General features: G+C 68.0%; 10 protein-coding genes. 2 read left to right on the top strand and 8 right to left on the bottom strand.

The genetic code is table 11. From position 1 onward, the window contains the following. Positions 1–4 precede the first annotated feature (4 nt). From CAL25_RS01270 to CAL25_RS01285, 4 genes are all read right to left on the bottom strand, one after another. The gene (locus tag CAL25_RS01270; protein ID WP_094798706.1) at positions 5–838 is read right to left on the bottom strand and encodes an ABC transporter permease; all 834 of its coding nucleotides are present in this window, start codon (positions 836–838) and stop codon (positions 5–7) included. A 38-nt stretch (positions 839–876) separates the two neighbouring features. Further along, positions 877–1,647 carry an ABC transporter ATP-binding protein gene (locus CAL25_RS01275; protein WP_094798707.1) on the bottom strand — a complete coding sequence of 257 codons (771 nt, stop codon included), beginning with the start codon at positions 1,645–1,647 and terminating at the stop codon, positions 877–879. Between the two features lie 13 nt (positions 1,648–1,660). Continuing rightward, positions 1,661–2,719 carry an ABC transporter substrate-binding protein gene (locus CAL25_RS01280; protein ID WP_094798130.1) on the bottom strand — a complete coding sequence of 353 codons (1,059 nt, stop codon included), beginning with the start codon at positions 2,717–2,719 and terminating at the stop codon, positions 1,661–1,663. 379 nt (positions 2,720–3,098) lie between these two features. Then, positions 3,099–5,789 (bottom strand): DNA topoisomerase III, encoded by a 2,691-nt coding sequence (locus CAL25_RS01285; RefSeq protein ID WP_094798131.1) that lies wholly within the window; start codon positions 5,787–5,789, stop codon positions 3,099–3,101. Between the two features lie 62 nt (positions 5,790–5,851). Here CAL25_RS01285 and CAL25_RS01290 point away from each other — a divergent pair, with 62 nt between their 5' ends. Beyond that, on the top strand, positions 5,852–8,536 hold the full coding sequence (locus tag CAL25_RS01290; RefSeq protein WP_094798132.1) for a GDYXXLXY domain-containing protein: 2,685 nt from the start codon (positions 5,852–5,854) through the stop codon (positions 8,534–8,536). Here the strand turns inward: CAL25_RS01290 and gluQRS are convergent, their stop codons facing one another. From gluQRS to CAL25_RS01310, 4 genes are all read right to left on the bottom strand, one after another. Next, on the bottom strand, positions 8,537–9,448 hold the full coding sequence (gluQRS, locus tag CAL25_RS01295) for a tRNA glutamyl-Q(34) synthetase GluQRS (RefSeq protein WP_094798133.1): 912 nt from the start codon (positions 9,446–9,448) through the stop codon (positions 8,537–8,539). 30 nt (positions 9,449–9,478) lie between these two features. Then, on the bottom strand, positions 9,479–9,937 hold the full coding sequence (locus CAL25_RS01300; protein ID WP_094798134.1) for a DUF494 family protein: 459 nt from the start codon (positions 9,935–9,937) through the stop codon (positions 9,479–9,481). Positions 9,938–10,276: 339 nt separating this feature from the next. Then, the gene (locus tag CAL25_RS01305) at positions 10,277–12,298 is read right to left on the bottom strand and encodes a TRAP transporter permease (RefSeq protein ID WP_094798135.1); all 2,022 of its coding nucleotides are present in this window, start codon (positions 12,296–12,298) and stop codon (positions 10,277–10,279) included. 138 nt (positions 12,299–12,436) lie between these two features. Next, a complete protein-coding gene (locus tag CAL25_RS01310) occupies positions 12,437–13,399 on the bottom strand; it encodes a TAXI family TRAP transporter solute-binding subunit (RefSeq protein ID WP_094798136.1) in 963 nt (320 codons plus the stop codon). Positions 13,400–13,580: 181 nt separating this feature from the next. Between CAL25_RS01310 and CAL25_RS01315 the strand changes: the two genes are divergently transcribed. After that, positions 13,581–14,726, top strand: a complete 1,146-nt coding sequence (locus CAL25_RS01315; RefSeq protein WP_283162753.1) for a DSD1 family PLP-dependent enzyme — start codon at positions 13,581–13,583, stop codon at positions 14,724–14,726. Positions 14,727–14,737 lie beyond the last annotated feature (11 nt).

Raw genomic sequence — 14,737 nt, forward strand, 5'->3', positions numbered from 1 at the left:
CAGACTATTGGCGGAACTCGGGAGCCCAATGCAAGAGTCTACGCTCTAACCAGGTGACACCATAAACCAGCACGATGCCCACGATGGACAGCAGCGTGACGGCCGCGAACATGTCGGTGGCATTGAGGGTGGCCAGGGCCGTGATCATCAGGTAGCCCATGCCGGTGGTGGACCCCACGAACTCGGCGAGCACCACCCCGATGAGCGCGAAGCTGATCGCGTTGGGCAGCGCCGCGAAGGTCCAGGCGGCCGCGGTCGGAATGCGCACACGCCACAGAATCTGGCGCGGCGAGCCGCCGAGCGTGCGGCAGAAGTCCACCAGCTCGCGCTCCACGCTGCGCCCGCCCTTGTAGGTGTTGAAGAACACCAGGAAAAACACGACGAACCACGAGGTCACGACCTTGGACGCCAGGCCCAGGCCGAAGAACATCGTGATGAGCGGCACGAAGGCGATGCGCGGCATCGAGTTGAAGGCCACGATGTAGGGATTGAAGACGTCGGCCAGAAACTGATTGCGCGACAGGGCCAGGCCCACCGCGAAACCGCTGCCCACGCCCACGACCAGGCCCACCATGGTGGCCTGCAGGGTGAGCCACAGGTGCGGCCAGACCGACTGCGGTCCGGGCTGAACCCACTGCCAGAGCCGCACGGCCACGCGCGAGGGCTGGCTGATGAAGAAGGGATCGAACAGCGTGTTCTGTACGAACCACGGAATGCGCGTGAGGCCTTCCCAGGCGCCGAGCAGACAGGCGAGGATGGCGAGCTGCCAGAAGGTCACGCGCAGGCGGCGCCGGGCCGCCTGCTGGCGGTCGGCACGCAGTTGCGCCTGCAACGACATCGTGGCGGAATGCGAGAGATCGGGATTGGACATAAGGCTCAGGCCGCCGCGCGGAACTGCTGGCCCAGCACGGCCCAGAGACTCTGCACGTGGGCAGTGAACTGCGCCGTCTCGCGCAGCGTGAACACATCGCGGGGATGCGGGATCGTGATGCGCTCGTCGAGCAGCACCTGGCTGGGCGTGCCCGACAGCACGATCACGCGATCCGACAGCGTGATGGCCTCGTCCAGATCATGGGTCACCATGACCACGGTCTGGCCAAGCTTGCGCCAGATCTCGGAGAGCTCGCGGTGCAGGTGGGTCTTGGTGTGAGTGTCGAGCGCACCGAAGGGCTCGTCGAGCAGCAGGATGCGCGGTTCCACGGCCAGGCTCATGAGCAGCGCCACGCGCCGGCGCATGCCGCCCGACAATTGATGCGGATACGCCTGCGCGAAGTCGCTCAGATGGCCGAGTTCGAGGAGCTCGCGCACGCGCGGGGCGATGCGCGCTTCCGGCACGCCCTGGAAGCGCAGGCCCAGCGCGACGTTCTTCGCGACGGTGTACCAGGGCAGCAGCGTGTCTTTCTGGAAGATGTATCCCAGCGCGGGCGGCACCTGGCCGCTGACGGGCTTGCCGTCGACGCGGATGCTGCCGGCGCTGGGCGCGAAGAAGCCCGCGATCATATTGAGCAGCGTGCTCTTGCCGCAGCCCGAGGGGCCGACGATGGACACGAATTCGCCCTGGGCGATGTCGAGGCTGACATCGCCCACGGCATGCGTCGTGCCCTGCCGGCTGTGATAGACCTTGCCGACGTGTTCCAGCGTGATCATGGCCGGCACGGGGTCAGCCGCCACGGGCCTGGCGCACGAAGCGCATGTCGACGCAGGTCTCGTACGGCGCCTTTTTCAGCTCTTCGTTGGAGAACTGGCGGCCATCGCCCATGATGCCGGTCATGCGGCCGTAGGCCTCGGGCGTGATGATGTTGTCTTTGAGGAACACCGACTGCTGATACACGCCGATCGTCTTCTCGACGGCGGGACGCGCGAAGGCAGAGAGGTAGTCGGCGTAGATCAGCTCGGTGACCTCGGCCGCGCTATGGGCATTGATGAACGCCTGGGCCGTGACCAGCCCGCTCACGAAGCCTTGCACGACTTCGGGCCGCTTCTCGATGGTCTCGCGCAGCGCCAGCGCGGCGATGCCGGGCACATCGCCACCCATGAACGACTGCCACGTGGCGTCGGCGGTGGCGTCGAAGATCGGCACGCCCCAGCCCTCGGCCTGGGCTTGTTCCATCATGGACATTGTGGCCATGCTGGCGGACACCGAGCCGGTCTTGAGCGCGCCCAGCATGGTGGCCAGGTCGCCGAGCGGCCGGATGTCGACGCGGTCGCCCACGCCGGCCTTTTCGGTGAGGTATTTGGCCATCAGCCAGGTGCTGGACTGCGGTTGCGTCGCGCCCATGCGTTTGCCCGCGAGATCCTTGATCTCGCGCACCTTGCCGCTCTCGTAGTCTTCGCGCCGCACGATCACGTTGGCATACGTGAGCTTGCGATCGAAGCCGAACACCAGCGCGGCCGGCTTGCCCGCGAGCGTGAGCGCGGGCGCGGCGGTGGCGGCGGTCGCGCCGAACACGATCTGGCCGGCGGCCAGCAGCTGATTGGTGCGGGGGCCGCTTTGCGAGTTGAGGTATTCGACGTCGAGGCCACCGGCTTCGAAGAAGCCCTTCTTCAGCGCGACATAGCCGGCGGCGAAGAAGGGGTCAATGCTGCCCTGGCCATAGGCTACGCGGGTGAGACGGGGTTGGGCGCGGAGCGCGGGGGCGAGGATGAGGCCGGCGGCACCGGCGCCCATGGCCAGCAGGCGGCGCCGCTGGGCGCCATGCGGGGGCAAGCGAAAAGTCATGTCATCCTCGACGAGTGTCGTTGTAGAGAAGCCGTTTGACGGCAACGATACCGCAGGCCGGGCGCGAGGGCCAAAATCTTCGCCACGCTGTCCACGGGCCGGCGCACGCGCCGCGCGTCGGGGCGCACGGATCCCTTGCCAAAAATCGGACAGCGACCGCCTCGCATGACGGTGGCCGCGGCATCGGCCGCGACCTCACACGCAGCCGCGTTCGGCGTCGCGGCGGCCGATGCCAATGGGTCGATGTCGCGGCGGCCGGAGCCGCGGCGGCCGGTGCCGCGGCGGCCGATGCCGCGGCGGCATCGGTCGTGCGCGCGGCGCAAAAAAAATCGGCGCGCCCGGCCCGAAGGCCCGGCGCGCCGATGCGCGTGCACAGCAATCAGACGGTTTTCTTGGCTGCTGCCTTCTTGACCGCGGTTTTGGCCGCGGTCTTGGTGGCTGCCTTGGTGGCCGTCTTAGTGGCCGCCTTGGTCGCGGTTTTCTTGGCCGCCGTCTTGGTCGTTTTCTTGGCGGCCGCCTTCTTGGCCGGCGCCTTCTTCGCGGCGGTCTTGGTGGCGGTTTTAGTCGCGGTCTTGGTCGCGGTCTTGCCGGCCGTCTTGCCCGGACGCGCCGGCTTGTCGCCGCGCGGCTCGAACTCGAAGCCCACCTTGCCATCCGGCTGGCGCACCAGGAACGCCTTGAACTTGCGGTTGGTGCGGCTCGACACGAAGCCGTCGAGCAGGTCGGTGCGACCGGCCTCGAGCAGCTTGCTCATCTGTTCGCGCGAGATCTCCTGTTGCAGGATGACCTTGCCCGAGCGGAAGTCGCAGGTCTTTTCGGGACCGACCGATTTCTCGCAGACGTAGCTCATGCCGTGTTCGAACACGCGCGCCTGGCACTTGGGGCACGGGCCGACGGTGGTGTGGCCGCTGAAGTCGACGGGCTCGTTGTCTTCTTCGTCGTTCTGGCCGAAGTCGAACTCGAGCTTGTCTTCACCGCTGATGCGCAGAATGGCCGCGAACGGACGGCCCATCTTGCTGATGAAGCCTTGCAGCGGACCGATCTCGCGCTTGGCCAGCAGCTCTTCGACCTCGGGGATCTCGAAGGTGCGGCCGCCAGGATGCTTGCCGATCGAAAAATCGCAGTTGGTGCAGGCGTAACGGCGGTAGTTTTCCTTCACGACGCCGCCGCACTTCGGGCACGGCGTCTTGAGGGTGGCGTAGTCGCCGGGCACCGTGTCGCGCTCGTATTCCTTCGCGCGCTTGACGATCACCTGCGTCATTTGCGCGATCTCGCGCATGAAGGCCTCGCGGTCGAGCGCGCCCTGCTCGATCTGCTTGAGCTTGTGTTCCCACTCGCCGGTGAGTTCGGGCGAGGTGAGTTCGGTCACGTCCAGGCCCGACAGCAGCGTCATGAGCTGGCGCGCCTTGGCGGTGGGCACCAGGTCGCGGCCTTCGCGGCGCAGATAGCTTTCGTTGAGCAGGCCTTCGATGATCGCCGCGCGCGTGGCAGGCGTGCCCAGGCCGCGCTCGGACATCGCCTCGCGCAATTCTTCGTCGTCGACCAGCTTGCCGGCGCCTTCCATGGCGGACAGCAGCGTGGCTTCGTTGTAGCGCGCCGGCGGCTTGGTGCTCAGGCCGACGGCCTCGACATCTTCGGTGCGCACGCGCTCGTCTTGCGCCACCGGCACCAGATTGGCGTCTTCGCCCTGGGCTTCTTTGCCGTAGACCGACAGCCAGCCCGGCGATACCAGCACCTTGCCTTCGGTCTTGAAGCGATGGCCCTGAACTTCGGTGATGCGGGTGGTGACGCGGAACTCGGCCGGCGGGAAGAACACCGCCAGGAAACGCTTGAGGACCAGGTCGTAGAGCTTGCCTTCGGCTTCGCTCAGGTCGTGCGGCACCTGCAGCGTGGGAATGATGGCAAAGTGATCCGAGACCTTCTTGTTGTCGAAGATGCGGCGGTTCGGCTTGACCCACTGCTGCTCCACCACGGTGGAGGCGTGACGCGCCAGCCCGCCCACGGCATTGGAGCCGCCCTTGGCCAGCACCTGCATGGTTTCGCGCACCGTGGCGATGTAGTCCTCGGGCAGGTAGCGCGAATCGGTACGCGGGTAGGTCAGGGCCTTGTGGCGCTCGTACAGCGTTTGCGCCAGCGCGAGGGTCGTCTTGGCAGAGAAGCCGAAGCGGCCGTTGGCCTCGCGCTGCAACGACGTCAGGTCGTACAGCGCCGGCGACATCTGCGTGGACGGCTTGGATTCTTCGGAGACGGCGCCCGGCTGATCGCGGCAGGCCGCGACCACGCTCTGCGCGGCCGCGAGCGACCACAGGCGCGATTCGCGCTTCTCGGGGTCGCGCTCGTCTTTCTTGAAGTCGGGGTCGATCCAGCGGCCCTGGTACAGGCCCGCGGCGGCCACGAAGGTGCCATGCACTTCCCAGTAGTCGCGCGGCACGAAGGCACGGATGCGGCTTTCGCGTTCGGCCACGATCGCCAGCGTCGGGGTCTGCACCCGGCCCACCGGCGTCTTGAAGAAGCCGCCGTCCTTGCTGTTGAAGGCCGTCATGGCGCGCGTGCCGTTGATGCCCACCAGCCAGTCGGCTTCGGCGCGCGAACGTGCGGCGGCCTCCAGCGGCTTGAGCTGGCTGTCGTCGCGCAGGTTGGCGAAGGCCTCGCGGATGGCCGCCTGGGTCATGGATTGCAGCCACAGGCGCTGGATCGGCTTGTTCACGCCCGCGTACTGGACGATGTAGCGGAAGATCAGCTCGCCCTCGCGTCCCGCGTCACAGGCGTTGATGATCGCATCGACGTCCTTGCGCTTGACGAGCTTGACGAGCAGCTTGAGCCGTTCGGCCGATCGCTTGTCGGTCGGACCCAGTTCGAAAGCGGGCGGAATCACGGGCAGGTGCGTAAAGCTCCACTTTCCCTTGACCGGATCGTTAGGCGCGACGAGACCGAGCAAATGCCCGATGCTGGACGCGAGCACGTAACGTTCGCTTTCAAAATAGTCGCCCTCGCGCGCAAAGCCTCCCAGGGCGCGTGATATATCGAGGGCTACCGAGGGCTTCTCGGCAATAATCAGCGTTTTGTTCATGTGTTTCCAGTGGCGGCAGTCCCGCCGTAGTAGCGCGGATGATAAGAGGGGAGATTCGCGAGATGCAAGTCGGCACCAATGGACACGCGGGATCGGAGTTGCACGCCTGGCGCGGATTTCTTGCGCGAACCACCCTCTGGCTGGGCGTTTTGCTCCTGGGCAGCGCCGTGGTTTGTGGCGTTGCAGCAAACTGGCAGGGCCTCTCGACGACACAGCGTTTCGCGCTGGCGCAGGGCCTGCTGATCGTCTCGACGCTGGCGGCCCTCTGGCTGCGGCTACGGCTTCGAGCCGTCCCCGATACCCGGCGCCGGGTCGCCGGCGCCGTCCTGACACTCTCAGGGCTGTTCCTGGGCGCCCTGCTCGCCCTCGTGGGTCAAACCTACCAGACCGGGGCCGACACGTGGGAACTCTTCGCCCTCTGGGCGGCCCTGCTGATTCCGTGGTGCCTCGCCGCCGCCAGCCAGGTGCTTTGGCTCTTGTGGGTGCTGGTGCTCAACCTGGCGGTGGCACTCTGGCTGGGCGAACAGGTGTTTTCCTGGTGGACCACGTTCGACGGCGCCGGCTTCCCCAGCCTGGTCATGGCCCTGCTCAATCTGGTGCTGCTGGCGGGCTGGGAGCTCGCTGCGCGCCGCCATCACCTTAGCACCAAGGTCGGGCCGCGCGTGCTGGTCCTGCTGGCCGTGGGCGTGCTGGTGTCGGGCCTGATCCTGGGCGATCTGTTCCTGGGCCTGCGCTCGCGCCACACGATGTACATCCTGCTGGCCTGGCTCGCCATCACCGGCGGCCTCGGCTACTACTATCAGCGGGTGCGCCTGGACCTGGTCATTCTGGCCGTCCTGGCGGCCGGCGTGATCGGTGTGTCGCTGCGCATGGTGGGCGAGTGGCTGGTGCGGCTGGAGCCCGGCGTGTGGGCCCTGTTGCCGCTGGCAGGCCTGCTGATGGCCGAGGCGGTCTGGGCGGCGCGCTGGCTGCGCCGGCTGGCCCAGCGCGCGCCCGCGCCTCTTGCCGGCGGCGTGGTGCGTGATCCCGCCGTCGCCGCGGATGCCGCGCTGGCGACCGCCGCCGACGCCGAGCCCGCCGGCGAATCGGCCGGCCTGGCCGTCGAACCGGCCGCGGCCGATGCCCCGGTCATCGCGCTCTCGGACAGCCCGGACGACGCCCATGCCGGTTCCCCGTGGTACATCCAGGGCCTGCTCGGCTTGTCGGCCTGGATTTCCACCCTGCTGCTGTTGGCTTTCCTTGCGCTGTCGGGCATCGTCATGAGCGCCGAGGGCGCCCTGGTCGTGGGCCTGGTGTTGTGCGCGGGCGGCGTGGCGGTGCTGCGCACCGAAGCGGGCCCCTTCTGGCGCCAATGCGCGATCGCCTCCGCCTTCGCCGGCCAGATCATGATCATGTACGGCCTGAGCGAGAGCACCTCGTTCTCGGGCGCCTGCCTGGCGCTGCTGGTGCTGGGCGCCGTGATCTACGTGGCCGCCCCCGATCATCTGCTGCGCTTCCTGAGCACCTGGATCATGGCGTTCGGCGGCACCGGTCTGCTGTGGGAGGCGCTGCGCCCGAACGTGATGGGCGACGGCATGATCGAACTGTTTTTCGCGTTCGACATGCTGCGCGCCACGTTCATCTGGCTGCCGGTCACGGTGATCGGCGCGTGGTGGGCCGCGGTCGCCTTCTGCGCCGACCGGCATTTCAAGCGGCGCTCGCATGTGCTCGACCCCATGGGCTGGGCGCTCGTTATCGCCGTGCAGGCGGTGGTCTGGCAGGCCGGCGGCGTGGCGCTGCGGCAGTTTCCGTCGCTCTGGAGCCTGCATCCGCAGACGGCCATCCTGAGTCTCGCGGGCGCGCTGTTGCCCGTGATCGCGGCGCTGTGGGTGTTGTGGCCGCGTCGGCGCGTGCTGACGCGCGCGCTGGTGTTCGGCGTGCCGCTGGGTCTGCTGGTGCTGGCGTTGTTCTGGCTGCCCAGTCCCGGTATCGCCTTCGCCCTCACGTGGCTCCTGCTGGGCTTCGGCCTGAACAAACCGCGTCTGACGGTGTTCGGCGTGCTCGCCATGCTGAGCTACCTGATGTTCTATTACTACCAGCTCGATGTGCCGCTGCTGGACAAGGCGATCTGGCTGGCAGGCGCGGCCGGCCTGCTGCTGGTGATGCGGCTGCTGGTGTGGCTGCTGCCGCGCTGGATGCGCACGGCCCCCGCGCCGCTCGCGCCGCGCGGGCCCATTCCCGGCGGGCTGCGCTGGCGCAGCGCCGTGATCCTTGGCGGCCTGGTGCTGGTGCTCGGCCTGACCAACTACGGCATCTGGCAGCGGGAACAGCTGCTGGCGCAGGGTCGCGTGGCCATCCTGGCGCTGGCGCCGGTGGACCCGCGTTCGATCATGCAGGGCGATTACATGGCACTGCGTTTTGCCGCCGGTGACGACGTGTACCGCCTGCGCGGGGATCTGCCCGCCTCCGAGACGCAGGCGCCGGGCGGGCTGCTGCGCACCGACGGCTATGTGGTGCTCAAGGCCGACGATCGCGGCGTGGCGCAGGTGCTGCGCGTGCAGGACGGCAAGGCGCCGTCGGCCCAGGACGAGATCGTGCTGCGATATCGCGTGCGGCCGATGGGGGTGCGCATCGTGACCGACGCGTATTTCTTCCCCGAGGGCGAGGCGCCCCGCTACGAGGCCGCGCGCTTCGGCGAAGTGCGCTACGACGGCAGCGGCACCGCATTGCTGGTGCGCATGCTCGACAAGGACCTGAAGCCGCTCTGATCAGCGCGGGAAGCGCGTGCGCCAGGGCGCCTGGGCACGCGCAAGAAAATCCCCGGCGCTGGTGGCCGAGATGGCCTCGAAACCCAGGCGCTGCCAGGCGCGCTGCAGCGTGGCCAGGGGATCGGCCAGGTCGAGCGCGGGCGCGTTGTTCTGTTTCGAGAGCTTCAGCCCGGATGCCGGATCGGTCACGAGCGGCACGTGCATCATGCGCGGCATGGGCACCTCCAGCAGCCGGCACAGCACGCGCTGACGCGCGGTCGATGACAGCAGGTCGGCCCCGCGGACCACATCGGTGACGCCCTGCGCGGCGTCGTCCACCACCACCGCGAGCTGGTAGGCCCACAGGCCATCGGCCCGCCGCAACACGAAGTCGCCGACGGCGCGCGCGACATCCTGCGTCTGCGGACCGAGCCAGCGATCCTCGAAGGCTTCCACGCCGTCGGGCACGCGCACACGGTACGCCCGCGCGCTGCGGCCGGGCGCCAGGCCGTGGCGGCAGGTGCCGGCATAGGGGCGCTCGCCATCGGCCGAGGCCGGCCCGCGCAGGGCCGAGTCGGCGATTTCGCGACGGGTGCAGCCGCAGCCATAGATCAGGCCGCGCTCGGCAAGCGCGTCGAAGGCGGCCTGATAGGCGTCGAAACGCTGCGATTGCCACCAGACCTCACCGTCCCAGTGCAGCCCCAGCGCGCGCAGCTGATCCATGATGACCTGATCGGCGCCCGGGACGGTGCGCGGCGTGTCCACGTCTTCGATGCGCAGCAACCAGCGGCCCGCGTGCGCGCGGGCGTCGAGCCAGCTCGCGAGAGCGGCCACGAGCGATCCCTCGTGCAAGGGGCCGCTCGGGCTGGGCGCGAAGCGCCCGACATAGGGGACAGCGGAACCGCGCGTGGCGGCGGATGACGTGACGATCACGGACGGCGCGGGCGGGCGTGGACGCCCTGCTCAATGCAGGCGGCGGCCGGCTTCGTCGTCGAGCAGCTCTTCGAGCACCAGGTTGTCGATCTCGGCTTCCTGGCTCCAGAGGACCATCAGCGCGATGATCTTGATCTTGGAGAGGGACACCGGCGCTTCGGGCGAGGCCAGGGCGCGGTCGATCACGATCTCGCGCAGCGGTGCGGGCAGCACGCCGGCGGTCTCGAGGAAGGTGATGAAGCCGATCGAATCGGTCCCGAGCTGCTGGTACTCGGCATCGGTGTAGATGCGGGTACCGGTGACGGGCGCCTGAGCGAGCTCGACGCAACGCTCGGTGGTTTCGGCCAGCCCGTAGAGCCAGCCCAGCGCGTCGTCGATGTCTTCGTGCTCGAAGCCGGCAGCGGCGAGGCGCTTTGCCAGCACGTCGGCCGCAGGACAGGCTTGCGGCGTGTAGTAATTCTCGAACAGATAAACCAGGATATCGAACATATGGCGCTTCAGGGTGCCTGTTTGCACAGTCGGCCCGCATATCGGCAGACCAGCAAACGTGATTTTACTGTACGCCGAAACCCGGACCGCGGCAACCGCGTCCCCCGAGGGGATTTCCCCTGAACGTTGCGCCCGCGGCACGGTGTTATTGGTCATGCGCGACCCCTCCTCTCGATAAAAAAGGGCCGCAGCTTTTGGGCTGCGGCCCCGATTGCCGGGCTGCGCTGCGGAGGGCCGGTCCGTGGCCGCTTGTCGCCCAGCCGCCCAGCCGCCCACCGCCCACGGCCCACCGCTCAATCGCGCGGCAGCCCGGCGACCGGGGCGGGGCCGGCGCGGGCGTCAGGCGGGCGCGACCCGCGCCAGGCGCAGCTGGCGATACTGGTTGATGAACACCGGCGTGCTGATGAGCAGCCCCACCAACCCGCTGGTCACCCCGGGCATGATGGTGAGCAACGCGCCCAGCGTGAACACCCAGCGTTCCCACGATTTCATCAGCACCAGGAAGTAGCGCGAGAAGGCCGCCGACAGCAACACCAGGCCCACCATGCAGCCGAACAACGTCACGAAGAAGTCGTACCAGGTGAAGCCCTGCACGGAGATCAGGAGCGACGGCGAGAACACGAACACGAACGGCACGATCAGCTTGGTGATACCCAGCCTGAACGCGGTGTTGCCGGTCTTGAACGGGTCGCTGCCGGCCATGCCCGCCGCCGCATAGGCGGCAAGCGCCACCGGGGGCGTGATGTCGGCCAGGATGCCGAAATAGAACACGAAGAAGTGCGCGGCGATGGGCTGTACGCCGAGCTGCACCAGGATCGGCGCGGCCACCGTCACCATGATCAGGTAGTTGGCGGTCGTGGGCACACCGCAGCCCATCAGCACGCACACGATGCCGGTCATGACCAGCGCGGCGATGAGCGTGAGCGTCTGCGCGTTGGCCACGACATCCGGGATGACGGCACCGAGGCCGCCGGAGATCGCCTGGGCCGCGCTGATCACGATGAACGAGATCTTGAAGCCCACCCCGGTGAGCGTGACGACGCCGATGACCAACCCCACCGTGCCGGCCGCCGCACCGACCGCCAGCGCGTACTTCGCGCCGGTTTCGAAGGCTTCGTAGAGGTCACGCCATTTCAGGCGCTGGAACGGATTGAGCAGGCCCACCACGATGCAGCCCGTGATGCCGGCGAACGCCGCGAGATACGGCGTGCGGCCGCTGGCCAGCACGCCGACCAGCAACACGAGCGGAATCAGCGTCGGCCAGCGCTTCTTGAACGATTCCTTCAGTCGCGGCATTTCGGCTTCGGTCAGGCCGCGCAGGCCCTCGCGCTTGGCCTCGAAGTGCACCTGCACGAACATGCCGAAGAAGTACAGGAAGGCCGGGAAGATGCCGGCGATCGCGATCTGCTGATACGGGATGCCCAGGAACTCGATCATCAGGAACGCGGCCGCGCCCATGATGGGCGGCGTGATCTGACCGCCCGTGCTCGAGGCCGCCTCGACGCCCGCCGCGAAGTGGCGCGGGTAGCCGATGCGGATCATCGCGGGGATGGTCAGCGAGCCCACGGTCACGGCGTTGGCCACCGATGAGCCCGACAGCATGCCGAACATGGCCGAGCCGAACACCGACACCTTGGCCGGGCCGCCGGCATAGCGCCCCGCGACCGTGGACGCCACGTCGAGGAACAGCTGGCCCAGGCCGATGCGGGTGGCCAGCACGCCGAACAGCACGAAGTGGAACACGTAGGTCGCCACCACACCCACCGCCACGCCGTAGATGCCCTGGCTGGTGAGGTACATGTGGTTGACGATCTGCGGCCAGCTGTTGCCCGCGTGCTGCAGCAAACCGGGGAACCAGGGGCCGAACGCCGCGTAGGCCACGAACACCAGCGCGATGATGGGCAGCGGCCAGCCCATCGCACGGCGCGTGGCCTCGAGCAGGCCGACGATCAGGATCGTGCCCATCGCCACGTCCATCGGCATGGGGTTGCCGACGCGGAACGCCAGGTCATCGAAGATGTAGGGGATGTACAACACGCTCAGCGCGAGCGCGACGGCGATGATCCAGTCGTAGAGCGGCACGCCGCCAGGCGCATACCAGGTCGACCGCGGCTCGCGCTGGTAGTGCGCCTTGGAGAAGCCGAAGACCAGGAAGATCAGCGAGAGCACGAAGGCGAGGTGCACGCCGCGATGCGTGGACTCGCGCAGCAGGCCGAAGCCCGCGGTGTAGTAATGGAAGATCGACAGCGTGACGAGCAGGATCGAGATGATCCAGGTCGCGGTCTTGTCGAGCGGGCGAAAGCGGATCTCGGCGTCGTATTTCTCGGCGAGCCGCTGGGTCTTTTCGTGATCAATTTCCATGGCGGAATCTTCAGGAGAACAGCTTGCGCCGTTCGCGCGGCGGGGCCGCGCAATGCGACGTCCGCTGCCAGGCAGCGGACGTCGGGGGCGCGGGCGAGCCGCGCGACTACCGTGGGGGCGATCGAGCGCCCGCGCGGCTTACTTCAGCAGGCCGATTTCCTTGTAGAACTTCTCGGCGCCCGGATGGAACGGGATGCCGGCGCCCTTCACCGCGTTTTCCTTGGTGATGAGCTTGCCCTTGGCGTGACCGCTGTCGAGCGTCTTGCGGGTGGCGTCGCTATACAGGGCCTTGGTGATGTCGTAGATGGTCTGTTCGGTCTGCTTGGCCGAGGTCACCATCTGCGCATTGACCGAGATCGTCTTGATCTCGCCCACGCCCTGATAGGTGTTGGCGGCAATCGTGTCGGGCGTGAAGAAATCCTGCTTGGCGCGCAGCGCGTCGATCTCGGCACCCACCAGCGGCACCAGCTCGATACCCGCGCCGCCCGAGGCGAGCTCGGAGATCGCGCCGGCCGGTGCGCCGCCCACGAAGAAGAACGCGTCCAGGCCGCCGTCCTTGAGCTTTTCGCCGGCCTGGTTCGGCTTGAGGTATTCGGCCTTCACGTCCTTGTCGGACATGCCATAGGCGCCGAGGATCAGGCGCACGTCGACCAGGGTGCCCGAGCCGGGTTCGTCCATCGACACGCGCTTGCCCTTCAGGTCGGCCACCGACTTGATGCCGGCGCCCTTGCGCGTGACCAGGTGGATGCTTTCGGGATACAGCGTGGCGATCAGGCGCAGGTCCTGAGCCTTGGGCTTGCCCTCGAAGGTGCCCGTGCCGGTATAGGCCCAGTAGGCCACGTCGGATTGCGTGAAGCCCGCTTCGAGCGAGCCGCCCACGATGCCGTTGATGTTGGCCACGGAGCCGTTCGAGGCGACGGCGGTGGCGATCAGCTTGCCCGGCTGGGACACGGCGTTGGCGATCATGCCGCCCACCGGGTAATAGGTGCCGGCCGTGCCGCCGGTGCCGATGCGGAAGAATTGCTGGGCTTGTACCGAGGTGGCGGCGCCAGCGAGGGCGACGGCGAGGGTCAGGCTTTTGATCCAGGTCTTGAGGTGCATGAGGGCTTCTCCAGGAGGGGACAAAGGCTCTCCCCATAGGAGGCCTTTCAACGCGCAAAATTTTGTCATGATGGCCGCTCGTGCGAAGCTATCGTTTACGCGAGGCTACCTACCCCGCAAAGTTATGGTTGCCCCCGTCCTGGTTATGGTCATCGCCCCCCTTCTGTTCTAGGAGTTTTCCGTGCACGCCTCTGTTTCTTCCGCCGATGACCTGCCGCTGCCGCCGCCCGCGCGGCCGGGCGATGCCTGGGACACCATCGATACGCCGTCGCTGATGCTCGATCTGGCCGCATTCGAGCGCAATCTGGCCGCGATGCAACGCTGGGCCGATGCGCACGGTGTGGCGCTGCGGCCACACGCCAAGGCGCACAAGTGCCCCGAGGTCGCGCTGCGGCAGATCGCGTTGGGCGCGCGCGGCATCTGCTGCCAGAAGGTCAGCGAGGCTCTGCCGTTCCTGCAGGCCGGCATTCGCGACATCCACATCAGCAACGAAGTGGTGGGCCCGGCCAAGCTGGCCCTGCTGGCGCAACTGGCGCTGCGGGCCGAGCTGAGCGTGTGCGTCGACCATCCCGACAACCTGGCCGCGATCGCGCGCGCCATGGCGCAGGCCGGCGCGCACATCACCGTGCTGGTCGAGGTGGACGTGGGCCAGGGCCGCTGCGGCGCGAGCGATGCCGAGACCGTCGTGGCCCTGGCGCGAGCCGCCCAGGCCGATCCGCATCTGCGCTTCGGCGGTCTGCAGGCTTACCACGGCTCGGTGCAGCACGAGCGCACGCGCGAAGCCCGCGCCCGCATCTGCGCATCGGCCGCGGCCACCGCGGCCGGTTACGCGGAGCTGCTGCGCGGCCACGGCATCGCCGTGGATCGCATCACCGGCGCCGGAACGGGCAGCGCGGAGTTCGACGCGGCCAGCGGCGTCTACACCGAGCTGCAGGCCGGCTCGTACGCCTTCATGGACGGCGACTACGGCGCCAATCAGTGGTCCGACACGCTGCGCTTCGACAACAGCCTGTTCCTGCTTTCCACCGTCATGAGCACGCCCACGCCCGAGCGCGTGGTGCTCGACGCCGGCCTGAAGTCCACCACCATCGAATGCGGCCCGCCGCGCGTGTGGCAACGCGACGGCCTCACGTACGTGGCCACCAACGACGAGCACGGCGTGGTCAAGGTGGATGCCGGCGCGCGTGCGCCGGCGCTGGGCGAGGTGGTCAAGCTGGTGGCCTCGCACGTGGATCCCACCTTCAATCTGCACGACAGGCTCGTGGCCGTGCGCGACGGCGTGGTCGAGGCCATCTGGCCGGTGGCCGCGCGCGGCCTGAGCCGCTGACGCGCACGCGC

The organism is Bordetella genomosp. 5, from assembly GCF_002261315.1.
Lineage (GTDB): Bacteria > Pseudomonadota > Gammaproteobacteria > Burkholderiales > Burkholderiaceae_B > Bordetella.